Source organism: Streptomyces sp. NPDC059443 (assembly GCF_042750105.1).
Taxonomy (GTDB): domain Bacteria; phylum Actinomycetota; class Actinomycetes; order Streptomycetales; family Streptomycetaceae; genus Streptomyces.
Genome location: NZ_JBHYVM010000002.1, coordinates 1 through 19,447 on the forward strand (window position 1 = coordinate 1; position 19,447 = coordinate 19,447).

Here is a 19,447-nt window from a genome sequence, read left to right on the forward strand (position 1 = left end):
CCCCACCCACCCACCCCGCCCCACACACCCCACACCCCACGAGCCGCTCTGACACGCGCCCGCAGCCCCCCCTCCCACCCCCCCCCGGCGGTTGTCCGGGCTGACCGGGGAGGTCGGCCTGTCAGGCCCGGCCACGGAGCGGGCGGCGTCGACGCATCACGTGGGCGCCGGCGCCCAGGGCCGCGGCGCCGACGAGGCCCGCGCCGATGGCGGTCTCGGTGGCGGACGGGCCGAAGGAGCCGCCGATGCCGCCCTGGGCGCCGTTGCCCTCCAGGATGGTGAAGCGGTGGGTGGCGACCAGGCTGTTGTCGTGGCACTTGACCGACAGCGTGTGGTGGCCGGGCGAGGCGTGGTTGAAGATCCGGACGGTCGCGAACCCGATGGAGCCTGCCGACAGGTTCGTCTGCGGAAAGTTGCCCTGGGAGAAGACGACGCCGCCGTGACCGCAGCCCGCCGCGCTGACCTGCATCGAGGAGCCCTGGTGCACGGAGTACGGATTGACCGTCACGTTGCTTGGCCCACCGCCTCCTCCCGACGGCGGACCACCCGCCGGGTTCGCTGCGGCGAACGGAATACTGAGGCCGAAAGCGGCGCAGGCCGCCGCGGCCACGGTGAGAGCGCGGAGAACACGCATGTGGAACCTCCAGCGGGAAGCGCCCCGGAGCGGTGGCCCGGGCAGATCGACGAGAACGCCTCCCATCACGAACCCTCCGGGCGGTCCGCAACCAGCGCATTTCCGGCTTTGGGCCGCAAGGTTGAGCGACACGCCGAGGAGCGGGCGCGTTCGCTGACGGATCCGCAGGTCACGACCCGTCAGGCATTTATGTGACGATTACCTGGATGGGCGCACCCCTTCCGGCCCCACCACCCGTTCGCCCTTCCCCGATCGCCGTCCCGCGCGCACCGCCTTAGCGTGCGTGAAGTAGGGCGTGAAGGGGTGGGACAAGAACGCGGGTCGGGACCCCCGCGTCGGGAAGGGAGAACCATGACCGAGGACGAGAGTGAGAGGCCACCGAGAAGACGCTCCCCCTGGGGCGCGATCGCGTTGGTCATGCTCACCGGCCTCGCCATGATGCGCAACGGGGCCGATGTCGGGGCCGGGCCCCCGCAGCCCGCCGCCGCGGCGGCCGTCGCCGCTCCGTCCGGGGCCGCGGTCGGGGCGCCGAACGACCAGTCGGCCGCTCAGGCGCCCACGCCGCCGCCGGACATGGAGGTGCTGGAACACTCGTCGGTGCAGCGCATCCGGATCCCGTCGATCAGCGTGGACGCGCCGGTGATGACGGTCGGGCTGGACGCTCAGGGCTGGATCGACGCACCGCCCCCGCAGGACAAGAACCTGGCCGGCTGGTACCTCAACGGCATCTCTCCGGGCCAACAGGGGTCGGCGGTGATCGTGGGCCACGTGGACAACGCGCAGGGCCCGGCCGTCTTCTACGGCCTGGGCTCGGTCCGCAAGGGCAGTCAGATCGAGGTGTCGCGCTACGACGGGCGCACGGCGGTGTTCGAGGTGTACGGCGTGGAGGTCTTCTCCAAGGAGACCTTCCCCGGAGCCCGGGTGTACGGGGACACCGGGCACCCTGAACTCCGGGTGATCACCTGCGGCGGCGGCTACTCGAAGGCGAAGGGGTACGACGGGAACGTGGTCGTCTTCGCACGGATGGTGGAGGCCCGCTGACCGCCGCCGCGCCGGGGGAACGATTCCTCAGCGCGGCGGCCACATCGGCAGCGTCATCCGGTAGCCCCGCCCGAGCAGTTGCGGCAGGTAGCTCGCCAGCGCCTGGACGCTCTGCGAACGGTTGCCGCCCGCGTCGTGGTTCAGCACGATCACCCCCGGCGCGGCCCCTTTGAGCACCCGCGAGACGATCGTGGCGGTGCCCGGCTCCTTCCAGTCCAGGGTGTCCACGGTCCAGGCGAGCGGCTCCATGCCGAGCTCCGCACCGATCTCGAAGGCGGCCCGGTTCCAGGCCCCGTAGGGCGCCCGGAACCAGACCGGCGCCTCGCCCACCGCCTGCTGTACGACCTCGCTCGTGCGGCCGATCTCGTCGGCGAGGGCGGGGCGGCTGAGCTTGGGGATGAGCGGGTGCGTCCAGGTGTGGTTGCCGATGACATGGCCCTCGGCGACCATCCGGCGCAGCAGGTCCCGGTTGTCGACGGCCATCTCCCCGCAGACGAAGAACACGGCCCGTACGCCGTAGCGCCCCAGGGTGTCGAGGATGCCCGGGGTGTAGCGCGGGTCGGGCCCGTCGTCGAAGGTGAGCACCATGGCGCCGCCCGTCCGCGCCTCTTCCGGGAGTTCCAGGATGGGCCGGGTGCGCACGGCGGGCTTCGCCGCGGGCGGCCGCTCCGGAGTGCCTTCGGCGGTCATCGGCTGGAGCCGGTACGAGGCCCCGCGCGGGCTCTGCGGCCGCGCGGCGACGCCCGGGGCTCCGGCCAGCGGCCCCGGCCCGGCGGCTCCGCCGGGTCCCGGCCCGAACCCGGCTTCGCCAAGGGCCCCGGGCCCCCCGGCCCCCGTAACCCCGGGAGCTCCGGGGCCGGCGGCCCGTCCGGAGCCCGGCAGGCCGGTCTCGCCACCGGTCAGCAGTCCAGCGGCGGCGGCGACTCCGAGGAAAACGGCGGAGCGCAGGAGCACGCGTCGCCCTACTGTCGGCTCGTCATTTTTCATTACTACTACGTATCAACGACATCGCCGCAGATGTCGAGAGGCGCGGACGCGCCCCGCCGCGCTCACCCGCTCAGCGCACAGTCCCGTCGGTCAGCCGCGCCGCACCAACGGGAACGGCAGCGTCTCGCGGATCGTCAGACCCGTGAGGAACATGACCAGCCGGTCCACGCCGATGCCCAGCCCGCCGGTCGGCGGCATCGCGTACTCCAGCGCGTCCAGGAAGTCGTTGTCGATCTCCATCGCCTCCGGGTCGCCGCCCGCCGCCAGCAGCGACTGCGCGGTGAGCCGGCGCCGCTGCTCGACGGGGTCGGTCAGCTCCGAGTACGCGGTGCCCAGTTCGGTGCCGAAGGCCACCAGGTCCCAGCGCTCGGCGAGCCGCGGGTCCTTGCGGTGCTGCCGGGTGAGCGGCGAGACGTCGGTCGGGAAGTCCTTGTAGAAGGTGGGCAGCTTGGTCCGCTCCTCCACCAGCCTCTCGTACATCTCCAGCACCACGTCTCCGCGCGTGTTCTCGGGCGTGTGCGGGACGGCTGCCCGGTCGCAGTGCCTCCTCAGGACGGCCTCCTCGGTGTCGGCGTCCACCTCCTCGCCGAGCGCCTCGCTGATCGCCCCGTACATCGTCTTGACCGGCCAGGGCCCGGAGATGTCGTGGACCACCAGCTTCCCGTCCGGGCCGGCCTTGTGGGCGATGGGCGAGCCGAAGGCGGCGGTGGCGGCGCTCTGGATCAGCTCGCGCGTCAGGTCGAGCATCACGTCGTAGTCCGCGAAGGCCTGGTAGGCCTCCAGCATCGTGAACTCGGGGTTGTGCTTGTAGGAGACGCCCTCGTTGCGGAAGGTGCGGCCCATCTCGAAGACCTTCTCCATGCCGCCGACGCACAGCCGCTTCAGGTACAGCTCGGGCGCGATGCGCAGGTACAGGTCGAGGTCGTAGGCGTTGATGTGGGTGCGGAACGGCCTGGCGTTGGCGCCGCCGTGGATCTGCTGGAGCATCGGGGTCTCGACCTCCAGGTAGCCCCGGTCCAGCAGCCCCTGCCGCAGGGCCTGGACCGCACTGGAGCGGGCCCGTACGACGTCGCGCGCCTCGGGACTGGCGACCAGGTCGAGGTAGCGGCGCCGGACCCGGGCCTCGGGGTCGGCCAGGCCCTTGCGCTTGTCGGGCAGCGGGCGCAGGCATTTGCCGGTGAGCTGCCAGGACTCGACCACCAGGGACAGTTCGCCGCTCTTGCTGGCGCCGACCTCCCCGCTCGCGACCACGTGGTCGCCGAAGTCGACCTGGGTGGTGAAGGTGTCGAGCACCTCGGTGCCCGCCTCGTCGCGGGTGAACATCAGCTGGACGTCGCCGGACCAGTCGCGCAGCACGGCGAAGACCACGCCGCCGAGGTCGCGCACGACCATCACGCGTCCGGCGAGGGTGACCGGCGAGCCGGTGCGGGCGCCGGCCGGGTAGCCGGGGTGCGCGGCCTTCATCTCGGCGACCGTGTGGGTGCGCTGCCGGATGCCGACGGGGTACGGGTCGGTGCCGGACTCCCGGATCCGTGCCAGCTTTTCGTGCCGGACCCGGACCTGTTCGGGCAGCCGCTCGGCCGGGGCAGCGTCGCCCTCCTGTCCTACGAGTTCCAGCCCGAGGGAGTCGATGGGCGGCAGGCCCGCGGTGGTGGCGGGGGCGGTGAGTCCGCGCGGGTGGCCGTTGCCCCACAGGGTGCGCATGCTCGGCACGGACACGAACCCCTCGGCGATGCCGGAGGCGAGGCTGACCCGGGCGAGCGAGCCGGCGTCCTGGTAGCAGAGGAACCGCGGGTACCACTCGGGGCCGTACTTGACGTTCGAGCGGTAGAGCGCCTCCAGCTGCCACCACTTGGAGAAGAAGAGCAGCAGTTTGCGCCACAGCTTGAGGACGGGGCCGGCCCCGATCCGGCCGCCCTCCTCGAAGGCGGAGCGGAAGACGGCGAAATTGAGGGAGATCCGGCGCACGCCCAGGCCGGGAGCGGCGGCGCAGAGCTCGGCGACCATGAACTCCATGACCCCGTTGGGGGCCGCGCGGTCGCGGCGCATCAGGTCGAGGGAGATGCCGTCCCTGCCCCAGGGCACGAAGGACAGCAGGGCGATCAGCTCGCCCTTGGCGTCGAAGGCCTCCACGAGCAGGCAGTCCCCGTCGGCGGCGTCGCCGAGCCGGTCCAGGGCCATGGAGAAGCCGCGTTCGGTCTCGGTGTCCCGCCATTTGTCGGCCCGGTCCACGATCAGCTGCATCTCGTCCTCGGAGAGGGAGGAGTGGCGGCGGATGACGGTGGTGGCTCCGGTGCGCTTGACCCGGTTCACGGCCTGGCGGGTGACGCGCATGTCGCGGCCGTCGAGGTCGAAGTGGGCGATGTGCAGGATCGCCTCGTCGCCTAGCTGGAGCGCGCCGAGTCCGGAGCGGGCGTACGCGGTCGCGCCCTCCTCGGAGGCGCCCATGACGGCGGGCTGCCAGCCGTAGCGGCGGGCGACGGCCAGCCAGGCGTCGATGGCGGGGGTCCAGGCGGCCGGGTCGCCGACGGGGTCGCCGCTGCCGAGGCAGACTCCGGCCTCCACCCGGTAGGTGACGGCGGCCTTGCCGTTGGGGGCGAAGACCACGGCCTTGTCGCGCCGGGTGGCGAAGTAGCCGAGCGAGTCGTTGCGCCCGTACGCGCCGAGCAGGGCCCGGATGCGGGGCTCCTCGTCCCCGTGGAGGGCGGCGGTCAGCCGCTGGGAACGGAAGAGGGTGGCGGCGGCGTTCAGCAGGGCGAGGGCGCCGAAGAGGCCGAGCAGGAAGTACAGGAGCCTGGGCGGGTGGCCGTCGAACTGGCGGGCCGAGAAGAGCCCGCCGAAGACCTGCTTGGCGGCCCAGTCGAGCCACTGCCCCTTGGGCAGGGTCCCGGGGAACAGCGCGACCAGGCCCCACCCGAGGAAGACCGCGGCGAGCAGTCCGAGGCCGAGCACGAGCATGGCCCGCCAGAGGGCCCCCGGCCGGGAGGCCGCGTAGAACTCCTTGCGGGCGGCGATCAGGATCACGAGGGCCGCGACCGTGATGGCCAGGGAGGAGAAGCCGACCCAGTAGTCCTCGTCGGCGATGATCAGCACGTCGGTCAGGAGCAACAGGGCCAAATAGGTGACGACGATCCACCAGGCGACCTTCTTGCGCATGCCGAGTGCCGCGGCGAGCAGGAAGAGGAAGACGGCGTAGGCGAGGTTGGCGCTGACCGGCACCACCACGTCGTCGAGGAAGCGCACCAGGTGCCGCAGCAGCCGCCGCAGCGTCGGGGAAAGCGCCAGTACGGCGCAGACCAGCCCGAGCGTTCCGAAGAACGCGCCGAAGGCGTCGGGCACCCGGTTCAGGAAGCGGTTCCGGGTCCCGCGCGTCTCCTCCACGGTGGCACTCATGGTTCGCACTGTAGGGACGGCAGCGGCCCTCCGCGCGCCGAACGGGATAACCTCGGACGGGTGACAGAGCACGTGAACACGGGATTCGAGCGTGGTACCGACGGCCCCAAGGTGATTCTCGCCGGGGTGGACGGATCGGAGTCCTCGCTGCGCGCGGCGGCGTACGCGGCGGGGCTGGCCCGGCGGCAGAACGCACTGCTGGCGCTGGTGTACGTACAGCCGGTGATGCCCGCCGGGGCCTCGCTCGGCGTGCCCGTGGCCGACGCCACCGCGGAGATCGCGGAGGGGCTGGTGGCCGAGATCCGGGAGTACGCGGAGCGCCTGAAGGGTATCTACGACGTCCGCTGGCAGTTCCACACCTTCCGCGGCGACCCGTACGCGGGCCTGGTGAGCGCGGCGGAGGACCTGACGGCGGACGCCGTGGTGGTCGGCGCCTCGGAGCAGGCCGGGCACCGGATCGTGGGCTCGGTGGCGGTCCGCCTGGTGAAGGCGGGCCGCTGGCCCGTGACCGTGGTCCCGTAACCAGCAACCAGCAACCAGCAACCAGCAACCAGCAAGCCGTCGCCCGGCGCCTACTTCGCCATCGTCAGGCCGTCCTTGGCCGCGCCACGGCCGAGTACGGCCTCGGTGATGGCGTCCCGGGCGGTCTCGTAGTCCTCGCGGCCGGGGTGCTGGGCGAGGGCGGCGGGGAGGTTAACCACCCGGCCCGCACCGAGGTCCATCATCTGCGGGACGAACTCGGCCTTGGTGACCTGCCAGCGCTGCCCGGGGGCGGCCGGCGGGGCGAAGGTGAAGCGGCCGATGGAGCCGTAGTTGCCGCGCATGTCCCGGGCGCCGGTGTGGTTGAACATCTCGCCGGCGACCTGGTCGCCCATGCCGTAGACGATCCAGGTCCCGTTGACCTTCTCGTACGCCTGCGGGATGTGGGCGTGCGTGCCCAGGATCATGTCCACGTCGGGGCGGCCGCCGGTCTGCGAGGCGGTCAGCGCCTTGCCGAGCGAGAGCTGCTTCTCGTCCGGCTCGGTCTCCCATTCGGTGCCCCAGTGGAGGCTGACGAGGACCACGTCCGCGCCCGCCTTCCGGGCGGCCCGCGCGTCCGCGATGATCTTCTCCTCCTCCATCAGGTTGACGGCCCAGGGCTGGCCGTCGGGCATCGGGTAGCCGTTGGTGTCGTACGTGTACGCGAGGTGCGCGACCTTCGCGGAGCCGGCCGTGTACATCGTCACGGTGCCCGCCTCGGCGGCCGTGCGGGCCGAACCCGCGTGCTTCAGCCCGGCCTTGTCGAATTTGTCGAGCGTGCGCTTCAGCCCGGCGGCGCCGCCGTCGAGGGTGTGGTTCGAGGCGGTGGAGCAGCCGTCGTACCCGGCGTCCTTGAGGCCGTCGGCCACCTCGGGCGGCGACTGGAAGGCGGGGTAGCCGGTGAACGGCCCGCCGTCCTCGCCGTAGACGGTCTCCATGTGGCAGATGGCCAGGTCGGCGGCCGAGACCACCGGTTTGACGGCGGAGAACATCGGCCGGAAGTCGTAGCCGTCGCCTTCCGCGTCGGCGGCCGCCCGCCGGATGACCGACTCGTGGGGCAGCACGTCGCCGCTCGCGACGAGGGTGAAGCCCCTCGCTACGGGGGCCGTGGTGGATCCGGGGGCGCCCGACGGGGCCCGGGCCGGGGAGCCCGCGAGCCGGGCCGGGGCGGGTTCCCCGCCGGCGGAGCAGCCGGCCACGGCCGACAGGACGACGGCGGCGAGGAGTGCGAGGGCGTGGCGGGTGCGCGCGGTCATCTGTCCCAGCTCTCCTTAGATAAATATGACTACCTGATCAGCAGTCAATTCATAGAAGAGGGCGCCGTAAGTCAAGGAGCGGCTCCGCGGACCGGCCGCGCGCTCACTCCAATGGCCGTTCGGCGCGCCGTTCGACCGTTCACCGCCCCGCGCTGCCGCCCGCCGGATCACCGGGGTGCTTGGGCGCACCGCCTCCGCCGGACGGTTCCCGGAGGGCTCCGTGCAGGTCAGGGTGGATCCGTCGAGCGCGGACGCAACCACCACAAGAACCCTGGACGCACCCCCGGAAGGAGCCTCCCGTGCCCCTCGCCCCCACCCTGCGGCGCACCGAACCCGAGGCGTTGGCCGAACTCCAGCGCGAACACGGGAGGGCCCTGTTCGGGTTTCTGCTGGGCCTCACGGCCGGGGACGCGCAGCGCGCGGAGGACCTCGTACAGGAGACCCTCCTACGGCTCTGGCAGCATCCGGAGGTCCTGGCGTCCGGGCACGAGTCCCTGCGGCCCTGGCTGTTCACGGTGGCCCGGCGGCTCGCCATCGACGCCCGGCGGGCGCGGCTGTCGCGGCCGCTGGAGGTGGACCCGGAGGGGCTGGAGCACGCGGCGGCGCCGGGGGACGCGGTGGCGGGCTCGGTGACGGCCATCGACGTCCGGCGGGCCGTGGGATCCCTGGGACCGGAGCACCGGGAGGTGCTCATGCAGGTCTACTTCCGGGACCGCTCGGTGGCCGAGGCCGCGGCGGAGCTGGGAATTCCGGCGGGTACGGTCAAGTCCCGTACCTACTACGCCCTGCGCGCCCTGCGCAAGGGCCTCCAGGGATACGGGTACGGGCTCGGCGCGTGAGGTCCGGCGCGTGAGGCCGACATCGCCGACATCGCCGACATCGTTGAAATCGCTGATATCCGCGAATCGCGTCAAAGAGCGGCCCGAACGCTCACAGACCGGACATCAACCGCATCGAAATCGGCACCAGACCGTTCAAGTTGAGTAAACATCCCCCGTTCCGCGAGCCGCGCAAGGAAGGCTCTGGACTGACGGCGGGATTGCTCGACGCGTGCGGGAGAAGGTGGAACGGTGCAGCCCGAGGGTATGAACGGCACCAGTGACGGCGGGCTCGCGGTGCCCATGGCGTGGCTCTACGCGGAGTACATCGCCGACGAACTGCTGCGCACGGGCCGGCTGATCCCGGTCAGCACCCTGGAGTTCCGCGCCGGGCGCGACACGCTCGCGCTGACCATCTACCTCTCGGACGCGGCCGGTGAGCTCTCCGGGATCCGGGTCGTCTCCCAGCTCGACGAGTGGATGTCGCTGACGGCGTACGGTCACCCGTGGCGCGACTGGGTCCACACCCGGTTCCTGGCGCTGGGCGAGGAAGCCCGCGAACGCGCCCGTGGCCGCGGCCCCGGCGAGGAACCGGAGGAGGACCCGGACCTGGAACTGGCCCGGGCGGCCTGGCGCTGGCTGGACCACACGGAGCTGTTCGCCACCAACCTCGACCCGGGCCGCCACGGTCACGCCGACACCCCGCCGGGGCTGGACGAGAACGCCCGGGTATGGACTCCGGCTTGGCAACTGGGGCTGCCGCTCGGACATTTGGCGATGCACCTGTTCTGAGCGGTCAGCCGGGTTCCGAACGGTCAGCCGGTGCCGCGCGGCCCGGGGGCTTCGGCCGGATCGGTGACCAGCCCGGTGAAATCGGCCTCGTTGCGCTCGGCCCGGATCACGTAGGTGCGGGCGATGAACCACAGCAGCGGGTACACCAGCACCCCGAGCACGACCCAGACCAGCGGACCCGACGCGACGCTCGGGAGCAGGAACAGCAGGGGCAGCATGCCCACGAGGAACGCGAGCACGGCCAGCGCGCAGAGTCCGGCGCGGAGCTGGCTGCGCATGAGGGCGCGTACGTAGGTGGCGCCCAGGGTGGTCTGCTCGGAGATCTCGGAGCGGGCCGGGGTGTGCGCGTGCGGGCGGCGGGTGCCTCGCGGAACCCCGGTGACCACTTCCCGCCGGGGCGGCTGCGGCTGGTGCGGGTCGGCCATGGCCGGAGTCTAAGGGGTGTCACCGGCCGGGGGCGGTCCCACCGGCCCACCGGTCGTAGTCGGCGGCTGCGGGCTCTACTTGAGGAGCTTCGACAGCCGCCGGTCCGCGAGCGGTTTGCCGCCGGTCTGGCAGGTGGGGCAGTACTGGAGCGAGGAGTCCGCGAAGGACACCGACCTGACGGTGTCCCCGCACACCGGGCACGGCTCCCCCGCCCGGCCGTGGACCCGCAGTCCGCTCTTCTTCTCGGCCTTGAGCCGCCCTGCGGCCACCCCGTGGGCCCGTTCGACGGCCGAGCGCAGGGTCTCCTGGACCGCCTCGTACAGGTGGTCCACCTGCGACTCGTCGAAGGAGGCGGCCAGTTTGAAGGGGGACACCTTCGCCTGATGGAGGATTTCGTCGCTGTACGCGTTGCCAATGCCCGCGATGACGCTCTGGTCGCGCAACACGCCCTTGATCTGACGCCGTTCACCGGCGAGCAGTGCGCCGAAGGCCTCCCGGCCGAACTCCCCGGCCAGCGGGTCGGGGCCCAGCCGGGCGATCCCGGGGACCTCCTGGGGATCGTGGACCACGTACACGGCGAGCCGCTTCTGGGTGCCCGCCTCGGTGAGGTCGAAGCCGCCGCCGCCCTCCAGTACGAGGCGCAGCGCGAGCGGCCCCTTCCCGGGGCCCGGCGGCCGGTCCGGAACGTGGTCCATCCAGCGCAGCCAGCCGGCCCGGGCGAGGTGGGTGACGAGGTACAGCTCGCCGATCCGCAGCGCCAGGAACTTGCCGTGGCGTGCCGTGGCCCCGGCGGGCTGCCCTTCGAGCGCGCTCAGGGGCGGGTCGTAGGTCTTGAGCACGCTCACGGCGAGCGGGAGGACGCGCTCGACCACCCGCCCGGCGAGGTGTTCGTCGAGGAACTCCCTCAGGGCCTCGACCTCGGGCAGTTCGGGCATGCCCCCAGCCTGCCGCGCCCTCGGGCGGAGCGCGAGCCGTGGAGGGGTCCGCCGGCGAGGCGTCAGGCCATCACGAACTCGCACCACACGCACTTGCCGCTCCCCCGCGGCTCCACGCCCCATACGTCCGCCAGCCGGTCCACCAGCATCAGCCCGCGTCCCGAGACCCCGGAGTCGCCCGCGTCGCGCCGCCTCGGCAGGGCGGAGGACCGGTCTTCGACCTCCACCCGGAGCCTGCGTTCGGGGCCGGTCAGCACCCGCAGCGTCACGATGGCGGGACCGTCCGTGTGCATGAGGGCGTTGACGATGAGCTCGTCCGCGACGAGCTCGATCTCGTCGGCCCGGTCCCGCGCGCCCCAGGCCCGGACCGCCGCGCCGATCATGTGGCGGGCCGACACCAGGGCTTCGGGGTCTCCGGGGGCCACGTGCTGCTGGAGGCGGCCGCCGCCCTGCGGGACGTCCTCGGCCTCGCGGCGCAGGAGCAGCAGCGCCATGTCGTCGTCGCCGCCCCGGTCGTCGACCACCTCGCACAGCCGGTCCGCCAGCCGGGCCAGGTCCGCCGGTCCGGTGCGGACGAGGGAGCAGAGGAGCTCGATGCCGTCGTCAAGGTCGGCGCCGGGCTGTTCCACCAGGCCGTCCGTGCACAGCAGAAGCGTTTCCCCGGGCCCCATCTCCACCGTCGTCACCGGGTATTCCAGCCGCCCGAACTCGGCGGACAGCCCGAGCGGCATCCCGCCCTCCAGGGTGAGCCGCCCACAGCCTCCGTCCCGGGTGCGCAGCAGCGGGTCGAGGTGGCCGGCCCGGACCAGTTGCAGCACCCCGGTCGCGAGGTCGGCCTCGACGTAGGTGCAGGTGGCGAAGCGGTCGGTGTCCAACTCGTGCAGGAAGACCGAGGCCCGTGCCATGACGGTGGCCGGCGAGTGCCCTTCGGCCGCGTAGGCGCGCAGCACGATGCGCAGCTGCCCCATGACCGCCGCCGCGTGCGTGTCGTGGCCCTGGACGTCGCCGATGGCGGCTCCGACCCGGCCGCCGGGCAGCGGGATGACGTCGTACCAGTCGCCGCCGATGTCCTGGCCCATCCGGGCCGACCGGTACCGTACGGCGATCTCGGCGCCGGGCACGGACGGGATCCGGCGCGGCAGCATCGCCTGCTGGAGGCCTTCGGCGAGATCGTGCTCCTGCTCCAGCAGCATCGCCCTCTGGAGGCTCTGCGCGATGCTGCTGCCGAGCGCGACGAGAAGGTTGCGCTCGTCCTGAGTGAAGCCGTCCTTGTCCTGGTAGAGCAGCCCGATCGCGCCGATCGGGCGGGCCTGGGCGATCAGCGGCAGGTACGCGGCCGCCGAGATGTCCATGGACGAGATCTTCGCCCAGAGCCCCGGGTAGCCGGCGGCGAACTCGGCCGCGGAGTCGAGGAACCGCGGCTGGAGCGAGCGGACGACCTCGCTCATCGGGTACTGCTCGTCGATGCGGGTGTACCGGGTGCCGGGCACGAAGCTGCCCTCCGGGCCCTCGGCGACGAGGTGGATCCGGCCCGCTTCGACCAGGCCCATCACCATGCCCATCGAGCCGAGCCGCTCCATGCCGTGGGCGTCGCCGAGGACGTCGATGACGTCCTGGACGGTACGGGCGTGCGCGAGTGCGGCGGTGGTGCTCTCGACCACCGAGGTCTGACGGCGGCGCTCTTCGTCGAGTCCGAGGCGTTCGGCCGAGTGGCTGAGTTCCTCGGTGGCGTCGCGGACGATGCCGATGATCCGGTAGGGGCGGCCCTCGGGGCCTCGCATGACCCGGCCCTGGGTGTGCGTCCAGCGCAGCCGGCCGTCGTGGCAGCGGATGCGGAAGTAAGCGCCGTAGCTGTCGACCCCGCTCTTGAGGGCGGAGGAGACGAGGGCGTCGAGCCGGGTGGCCTCGGCGGGCGGGACGCGCGGCGCGAGCGACTCGGGCCGGCCGTCGTACTCCTCGGGGGTGGTGTCGAAGACGTCGAGGCCGGCGGAGTCCATGTGCATGAGACCGGTGACCAGGTCCCAGTCGAAACTGCCCATGCGATTCAGTGCCAGCGACCGGTCCGGATGTGCGGGCCAGTCGTCCGGCAGCGATACGGCGGTCGGCACCGGTCCACCATGACACACGGGCCGGTCAGGCGCTCTCCAGGTACGGGGCTTCGGTGGCCGGCGTCGGCTGCTGCTGGCCGGGGACGGAGTACGGGTCCGCGTAGGGGTCCGCGTACGGATCGTAGGGCGCGTACGGATCGTTCGGCCGCGGCGACGCTCCGTCCGGGCCCACCAGGGTCCCGGGGTCGCTCGGCGTCTGGCCGGGCAGGTCGGACGGGATGTCCGTGGGGACGTTGGAGGGGAGGTCCGAGGAGGGCGGCGGAGCGGTCTTCGGCCCGGTGGGGACCTGCGGGGTGCCCGGCACGGTCTCGGAGGAGCCCGGCGGGCATTCGGCCGGTTTCGCGCTGGGACCGGGGCTGGGGCTCGCGCTCGGAGTCGGTGCGCCGGACGTGGGCGGCACGGTGCGGGCGAGGCTGTTGTTGTCCGGGGTCGGGCACGGATCGGCCGGCGAGGTGCCGGGCGGGGTCGCGGGTCCGGCCGGGATCCCTTCGGCCGGGTCGTACGGGGGCGGGTTCTGCGGGGCGCGGTCCTGGGCGCCGCTGTCGCCCGTCTTGCGCTCGATCCAGGTGTTGTCGGCGATGTTGACGATCACCAGGTTGTTGATCACCTGCGCGGTCGGCTCGATGACGACCACCTGGTTGGGCTGGTAGCCGGTCCAGGGGTCGCCCTTGAGCACCGGGGCGCCCTTGGCGGTGCGCGGCGCGAGCAGCGGGTTTCCGCAGGCGCAGCGGACGCGGGGCATTCCGTGGTCGTCGACGAGGACGGCGGTGCCGGCCTGGAGGACGGACTGGAAGGCACTGGGGTCGCCGTCGACGAAGCCGTGGTTGGTGACCCGGGTGTCGGCGCGCAGCACGACCGGGGTGAGGCCGCGCAGGAATTCCGGGATCTTCGCCTGGTCCACCCGGGAGGCGGCGGCGAAGGCGCGGGCCTTGGCGTCGTCGGCGGTGAGCGACTGGACCTGCGCTTCCACGTCGCAGCTGCCGAGCCGCTGCATACCGCCGTACAGGCCGGGGGTGGCCGCGTTGACGGTGCGGATGCCCTGGCCGGTCGCGTTGGGGACCGGTGGCTGGACGGGAGCCGACTCGCCGGTGGCGGAGGAGAGGGTGAAGGGGTCGGGGCCGGCCGAGGCGACGGGCTGGAGGTGCACGTCCTGGCTCTCGGGGGCGGGCCCCTTGGTCTGCGTCCCGTCTCCGGAGGCCCCGCAGGCCGCGGCGAGGAGTCCGAGCACCGCGAAGAGGGCCGCACGGGCCGGTGCGTGACGACGCGGCGCCTGACGAGGTGTCGGTCCGTACACGTTGCATCTCCCTGTTTGCCCCGGTTGCTCCCTCTTGTCTGCCGTATGTACGGGGTCCCCGCAACCCGGGAACCAAGAACCCGACCCCGTCTTGAACATGTTCAATCGACCCTCTAAGCTCACGACCGTGAGTTGAACGCGTTCAAAGCGTTCGACGGTCGGAGGGGAGTCCACGGTGACGGTACTGGTGAATCTGATCGTCACCCTGGGCATGCTCTACGTGGTCCCGGCCGGTCTGCGCCTGATCGACCCGGCCCGGCTGGACCGCACCGCCCGGCTCTGGCCGCTGCTCGCGGCTCCGGGGGCGGTATGCCTCTGGCTGCCGCGCGGCGCCCCCGCCACGGCGCTCGCCGCACTCTACGCGGCGGCCACCCTGACCCTCGCGGCCCGGGTCCCGGCCCGGCTGCTGCGGGCCCTCGCCCGGACCCCGTCCGGGGGGATCCGCCCGCTCCCGCCCGCCGAGGCGGCCGTGCTCACCGCGCTGGCCGCGCCCTCGGTCGCCGGGCTCGCCCTGGTCAGCGAACGCGCCGGGTACCGGCTCTTCGGCTTCGACCTCGACATCCTCGCGCTGACCGTGCCCCACTTCCACTTCGCCGGCTTCACCGCGGCCCTGGTCGCCGGACTGGTGTGCCGGGCCGTCGGGGACGGGGCGGGCGCGGACGGGGGCCGCGGAGGTCCCTCCACCGGAGCCCTCGCGCGCTGGGCCGCGTACAGCGTCCCGGCCGGCACGCTGCTCGTCCTGCTCGGCTACTTCGTGGACGACTGGGCCGAGCTGGTGGGCGCGGTGACGCTGACCGGCGGGATGTGGGCGGTGGCCCTGCTGACCTGGCGGGACATCCGCCCGACGGCCCGCGAACCCGGCCACGGCGACGGCGACAACCACGGCCGCGACCGGATCACGGGCCTGCTGCTCGCGACCTCGGCCGCCGTCCTGGTGGCCACCATGCTGCTCGCCCTGTGGTGGGCGCTCGGCGAGGCCACCGGGATCGTGCACCCCACCTTGACCTGGATGGCCGCGACCCACGGCCTTGGGAACGCCCTCGGATTCGCCCTGTGCTCGCTGCTCGCCTGGCGCCGGCTGACCGCCGCCCAAGCCACCCAGGCCGCCACACCACACCAGGCCGCTCGAACGGAGACCCTGACACCATGACCCGCCTCATCGGCGAAGGCCGCAGCACCTTCAACTACCCCGACCGGGGAGCTACGGCCCGGCGGCCGCTGCCCGCCGGATACAACCTCACCCACCACCGCACCCAGATCGGATACGGGCGGGGCGTCCTCGAAGCCGCCGGGGCCGCCGTCACCACCTTCCACGCGCACCGCAGCTCGGGCATGCTCGTCAAGGCCGCCGCGGGCCCCGTCCGCCCGGTCCGCCCCGGCGACCGGGTCGTGGTCGGGATCGGCTTCGGCCCGCTGCGGATCGACGCTCCGTGCGAGGTGATCTGGACGGCGTACGAGCCCCGGCGGATCGGGTTCGCCTACGGGACCCTGGCCGGCCACCCCGAGAGCGGCGAGGAGTCCTTCGTCGTCGACATGGACGCGGACGGCGCGGTGTGGTTCGAGGTCAACGCCTTCAGCCGCCCGGGAAGCTGGTACACCCGGCTCGGGGGGCCGGTCATCCCCTTCCTCCAGCAGGCCTACGCCCAGCGGCTCGGACGCTTCGTCCGGCGGCTCGCCACCGGCGGCACAACGAGAGGTAACCGGAAGTGACCTCACTGGGTGAGTTCGTCGCGGTGCTCTGGCTGCTCCTCACCCTGGGGCCCGCCTTCGGCATGCTGTACGTCGTCCCGCTGAGCCTGCGCCTGACCGACCGGGCCGACCCGCACCGCACGGCCCGGCTCCGGCCCCTGTTCGCCGCGCCCGGGGCGCTGAGCCTCTTCCTGCCGCACGGCGCCTTCGCCGCGGCCCTCGCCGCGACCTCGGCGGCGGCCGCCCTGACCCTCGCGGTGCGGGCCCTGGCCCGGCTGCCGCGGATCCTGCCCCGGCTCGTGTCCGGGAAGGGCCCCAGGCCCGCGTCCGTCGAGATCGCGGTCTGCGCCGCCCCGGTCGCGCTGGCCCTCGTCGCCGCCGCCCTGGTAGCCGAGCGCACCGGGCACCGGCTCTTCGGATTCGATCCGTCCGACCTGCAGGTGGTCCTGTGGCACCTCCAGTTCGTCGGCTGCGTCGGCGTCCTGGTGGCCGGGCTGGTCCACCGCGCGGAATCCTCCGGAGCCCTCGCGCGCTGTGCGGCGTACAGCGTTCCCCTCGGCCTCCCGCTCGCCCTCCTCGGCTACTTCGCCGGCCCCTGGGCGTGGCTGGCGGGCCTGGTGGTACTGGCCGGCGGGCTGTGGACGGCGGCCCTCCTGACGATGCGGGAGCTTCACCAGTGGGGCGGCGGCCTCATCGGGGGCAACGCCCTGGCCCTCACCGCACTGATCACCCTGGGGTGGATGTCCTCCACCTCCTCCGAGGTCGTCGTGACCGGCGAACCCACCGGAATCGTGGTGCTCGGCCTGATCCTGGCGGCCGCGGCCGCCGGTTTCGGAATGCTCCTGTGCCTGGCAGCGGCCCGGAGCCGGCTGAACGCCGACCGGGCCGCCGGGACCGCCGGGACCGCTGCGGTCGCCACGGCGGCCGGCCCGGCCGGATACTGGAGGGGATGGACTGGTTCACGGCGCCCGGATACTGGCTGGGGCGGCTGATCTTCCAGCGGGCCCTGGCCGGCGTCTATCTGCTCGCCTTCGCCGGGGCCGCCCTGCAGTTCCGGGCACTGATCGGGGCGCACGGCATGCTGCCCGTACCGCGCTACGTACGGTACGTGCCCTTCCGGCGCGCCCCGAGCCTGTTCCAACTGCGCTACTCCGACCGCCTCTTCGCCACCTGCGCCTGGACCGGGGCCGCGTTCGCCGCGGCCCTCGCCGCCGGGGCCGGGGACATCGTGCCGCTGGGCGCGGCGATGGCGATGTGGGCGCTGCTGTGGCTGCTGTACCTGTCCATCGTGAACGTGGGGCAGACCTGGTACTCCTTCGGCTGGGAATCGCTGCTGCTGGAGACCGGCTTCCTGGCCGTCTTCCTCGGCAACGCGCGGGCCGGGCCGCCGGTGATGGTGCTGTGGCTGCTGCGCTGGGTGGTCTTCCGGGTCGAATTCGGCGCCGGACTGATCAAGATGCGGGGGGACCCCTGCTGGCGCAGGCTCACCTGTCTGTACTTCCACCACGAGACTCAGCCGATGCCGGGTCCGCTCAGCTGGTTCTTCCACCACCTGCCCAAACCCCTGCACCGGGTGGAGTGCGCGGCCAACCACGTCACCCAACTGGTGGTCCCGGTCCTGCTGTTCGCTCCGCAGCCGGTGTCCTCGTACGCGGCCGCCGTCATCGTGGCCACGCAGTTGTGGCTGGTGCTGTCCGGGAACTTCGCCTGGCTGAACTGGCTGACGATCACGCTCGCCCTCCCCGCCGTCGAGTTCACGAGGTTCACCGGGCTCGCGGGCCCGCCGCCCGGGGCCGCCTCGCGGACCGGGCCGCTCTGGTACGTGGTCCTCGTGTGCGCGGTGACCGCGCTGGTGCTGGTGCTGAGCAGGCATCCGGTGGCCAACATGGTCTCGCGCCGCCAGGTGATGAACCGGTCCTTCGACTCGCTCCACCTGGTCAACACCTACGGGGCGTTCGGCTCGGTGGGCCGGATCCGCGAGGAGGTCGTCGTGGAGGGCAGCGCCGATCCGCTGCCCCGGGTGGACGGCGAGTGGCGGGAGTACGGGTTCAAGGGCAAGCCGGGCGAAGTGCGGCGGATCCCGCGCCAGTTCGCCCCGTACCACCTGCGGCTGGACTGGCTGATGTGGTTCGCGGCGCTCTCCCCCGGCTATGCGCGGGACTGGTTCGGGCCGTTCGTGGAGCGGCTGCTCACGGGGGACCGGGACACGCTGCGGCTCATCCGGTACAACCCCTTCCCGGACGCCCCGCCGCGCTACGTCCGGGCGCGGCTGTACCGCTACCGGTTCACGACCTGGCGCGAGCTTCGCGAGACGGGTGCCTGGTGGCACCGCTCGCTGGTGCGCGAGTACCTGGCGCCGACCCAGCTCGCGCGGGCCGCCCGGTCGGAGCCCTAGGGCCTGGCCCTAGGGACCGAGTAGCGCCGCCTCCTGCTCCGCGTCCATGCCCGGGACCGGCCGGTCCGTGCGCTGCGGGGCCACCCCGCCCAAGCTCCGGAGCCAGGCCCAGGTGTCGGCGACGGTCTCCTCGACCGGGCGGCAGACGAGCCCCGCCGCCAGCGCCTTGGTCACGTCGCCGCCGAACATGTAGTCGTGCTGCTCCCCTTCGGGCAGCCAGACCGGCAGCTCGGTCCAGGGCCGCACCCCGGCTTCCTCGATGCGGGCCGGATCGGTCCAGCGGAGCTCCGCGCCGCCGCCGGTCACGGCCGCGCAGGCCTCCAGGAGGCCGCCCATCGTGGCGTGGCCGGGCGGGGAGACCAGGTTGTACGGGCCCGAGCACCCTGCTTCGGCCGCGTCGAGGGTCCAGCGCGCGAGATCGCGTACGTCCACGTACTGGAGCGGGAGGTCGCGCGGTCCGGGGGCGGGTACGGGGCCGCCCCGGGCGGTGCGGTTGAGCCACCAGGGCAGCCGGCCGATGTTCTCGTACGGGCCGAGGATCAGCCCGGCGCGGACCAGCAGGGCCCGGTCGCCGAAGGCGGCCAGCACGGCGAGCTCGCCGCCGCGCTTGTCCTCGGCGTAGGCGACGGGGCCCGCGTCGGGCGAGCCGTCGACGAGCGGGCCGTCCTCGTCCAGGCCGGCCGGGGCCGGGTAGGAGTAGACCGAGCGGCTGGATATGTACGCGTACCGGCCGGTGCGGCCGGCGAGGAGCCGGGCGCTGTCGCGCACGACGGTGGGGGCGCCGCTCCAGGTGTCGACGACGAGGTCCCACTCCCCCTCGGCGAGGGCGTCCAGGCCGCCGGGGGCCGTGCGGTCCCCGTGCACGGCCGTGGCGGCGGACGGGGGTGCGTGGTGACCGCGGTGGAAGACGGTCACCTCCCAGCCGCGGCCCAGGGCGTCTTCGGTGATCGCGCGCCCGACGAATTCCGTGCCACCCAGCATCAGCAGTCTCATGCGGGTGAGCGTGCCCGCGGCCGGGGCCCGGCGTAACCCCTGATCGCCCAGAGCGATGACGCTGATGGCGTAGGTGCCACGGGAACCGGGGGGGGGGGGGGCCCGCCCGGGGGGGGGGGGGCGGCGGGGCGCGCGGGCGCCGGGCGGCCGCCGCGGCCCCCGCCGGC

Annotated in this window: 17 protein-coding genes; 8 read left to right on the plus strand and 9 right to left on the minus strand. The window is 73.0% G+C overall.

The features are described from left to right. Positions 1-121: 121 nt before the first annotated feature. On the minus strand, positions 122-634 hold the full coding sequence (locus ACFXDJ_RS01700; protein ID WP_384664077.1) for a hypothetical protein: 513 nt from the start codon (positions 632-634) through the stop codon (positions 122-124). A gap of 351 nt (positions 635-985) precedes the next feature. Between ACFXDJ_RS01700 and ACFXDJ_RS01705 the strand changes: the two genes are divergently transcribed. Beyond that, positions 986-1,675 (plus strand): class F sortase, encoded by a 690-nt coding sequence (locus ACFXDJ_RS01705; RefSeq protein WP_384664078.1) that lies wholly within the window; start codon positions 986-988, stop codon positions 1,673-1,675. A 27-nt stretch (positions 1,676-1,702) separates the two neighbouring features. Here ACFXDJ_RS01705 and ACFXDJ_RS01710 read toward each other — a convergent pair whose 3' ends face one another. Both ACFXDJ_RS01710 and lysX read right to left on the minus strand, forming a co-directional pair. Beyond that, positions 1,703-2,662, minus strand: coding sequence for a polysaccharide deacetylase family protein (locus ACFXDJ_RS01710; protein ID WP_384847479.1), 960 nt, complete (start codon positions 2,660-2,662; stop codon positions 1,703-1,705). A gap of 90 nt (positions 2,663-2,752) precedes the next feature. Continuing rightward, positions 2,753-6,055: a bifunctional lysylphosphatidylglycerol synthetase/lysine--tRNA ligase LysX gene (gene lysX, locus ACFXDJ_RS01715; RefSeq protein ID WP_384657460.1), complete on the minus strand. Its 3,303-nt coding sequence runs from the start codon at positions 6,053-6,055 to the stop codon at positions 2,753-2,755. A gap of 60 nt (positions 6,056-6,115) precedes the next feature. On the opposite strand from lysX, the gene ACFXDJ_RS01720 reads away from it, so the two are divergent. Continuing rightward, on the plus strand, positions 6,116-6,577 hold the full coding sequence (locus ACFXDJ_RS01720) for a universal stress protein (protein WP_384657463.1): 462 nt from the start codon (positions 6,116-6,118) through the stop codon (positions 6,575-6,577). 50 nt (positions 6,578-6,627) lie between these two features. On the opposite strand, the gene ACFXDJ_RS01725 is transcribed toward ACFXDJ_RS01720, so the two are convergent. Then, complete coding sequence (locus tag ACFXDJ_RS01725; protein WP_384657466.1) at positions 6,628-7,830, minus strand: CapA family protein; 1,203 nt, start codon at positions 7,828-7,830, stop codon at positions 6,628-6,630. A 299-nt stretch (positions 7,831-8,129) separates the two neighbouring features. On the opposite strand from ACFXDJ_RS01725, the gene ACFXDJ_RS01730 reads away from it, so the two are divergent. Further along, positions 8,130-8,669: a sigma-70 family RNA polymerase sigma factor gene (locus ACFXDJ_RS01730; protein WP_384657468.1), complete on the plus strand. Its 540-nt coding sequence runs from the start codon at positions 8,130-8,132 to the stop codon at positions 8,667-8,669. Positions 8,670-8,915: 246 nt separating this feature from the next. Then, the gene (locus tag ACFXDJ_RS01735) at positions 8,916-9,440 is read left to right on the plus strand and encodes a hypothetical protein (protein ID WP_384657471.1); all 525 of its coding nucleotides are present in this window, start codon (positions 8,916-8,918) and stop codon (positions 9,438-9,440) included. 23 nt (positions 9,441-9,463) lie between these two features. On the opposite strand, the gene ACFXDJ_RS01740 is transcribed toward ACFXDJ_RS01735, so the two are convergent. From ACFXDJ_RS01740 to ACFXDJ_RS01755, 4 genes are all read right to left on the minus strand, one after another. Beyond that, positions 9,464-9,865 (minus strand): hypothetical protein, encoded by a 402-nt coding sequence (locus ACFXDJ_RS01740; protein ID WP_384657473.1) that lies wholly within the window; start codon positions 9,863-9,865, stop codon positions 9,464-9,466. Between the two features lie 75 nt (positions 9,866-9,940). Then, a complete protein-coding gene (locus ACFXDJ_RS01745) occupies positions 9,941-10,801 on the minus strand; it encodes an Fpg/Nei family DNA glycosylase (protein ID WP_384657476.1) in 861 nt (286 codons plus the stop codon). A gap of 62 nt (positions 10,802-10,863) precedes the next feature. Beyond that, positions 10,864-12,927, minus strand: coding sequence for a SpoIIE family protein phosphatase (locus ACFXDJ_RS01750; protein ID WP_384657478.1), 2,064 nt, complete (start codon positions 12,925-12,927; stop codon positions 10,864-10,866). A 7-nt stretch (positions 12,928-12,934) separates the two neighbouring features. Then, the gene (locus ACFXDJ_RS01755) at positions 12,935-14,203 is read right to left on the minus strand and encodes a DUF6777 domain-containing protein (protein ID WP_384657481.1); all 1,269 of its coding nucleotides are present in this window, start codon (positions 14,201-14,203) and stop codon (positions 12,935-12,937) included. 175 nt (positions 14,204-14,378) lie between these two features. Here ACFXDJ_RS01755 and ACFXDJ_RS01760 point away from each other — a divergent pair, with 175 nt between their 5' ends. From ACFXDJ_RS01760 to ACFXDJ_RS01775, 4 genes are read left to right on the plus strand one after another with little or no spacing between them, the layout of a single operon-like run. Continuing rightward, positions 14,379-15,353, plus strand: coding sequence for a YndJ family protein (locus tag ACFXDJ_RS01760; protein ID WP_384657484.1), 975 nt, complete (start codon positions 14,379-14,381; stop codon positions 15,351-15,353). Beyond that, positions 15,350-15,913: a DUF1990 family protein gene (locus tag ACFXDJ_RS01765; RefSeq protein WP_384657487.1), complete on the plus strand. Its 564-nt coding sequence runs from the start codon at positions 15,350-15,352 to the stop codon at positions 15,911-15,913. Before ACFXDJ_RS01760 ends, ACFXDJ_RS01765 begins: the two co-directional genes overlap by 4 nt. Continuing rightward, complete coding sequence (locus ACFXDJ_RS01770; protein ID WP_384657490.1) at positions 15,910-16,884, plus strand: YndJ family transporter; 975 nt, start codon at positions 15,910-15,912, stop codon at positions 16,882-16,884. The genes ACFXDJ_RS01765 and ACFXDJ_RS01770 overlap by 4 nt, the downstream gene beginning before the upstream one ends. After that, positions 16,842-18,287 carry a lipase maturation factor family protein gene (locus tag ACFXDJ_RS01775; protein ID WP_384657493.1) on the plus strand — a complete coding sequence of 482 codons (1,446 nt, stop codon included), beginning with the start codon at positions 16,842-16,844 and terminating at the stop codon, positions 18,285-18,287. Before ACFXDJ_RS01770 ends, ACFXDJ_RS01775 begins: the two co-directional genes overlap by 43 nt. A gap of 9 nt (positions 18,288-18,296) precedes the next feature. Here the strand turns inward: ACFXDJ_RS01775 and ACFXDJ_RS01780 are convergent, their stop codons facing one another. Continuing rightward, positions 18,297-19,280, minus strand: a complete 984-nt coding sequence (locus ACFXDJ_RS01780; RefSeq protein ID WP_384657496.1) for a reductase — start codon at positions 19,278-19,280, stop codon at positions 18,297-18,299. Positions 19,281-19,447 lie beyond the last annotated feature (167 nt).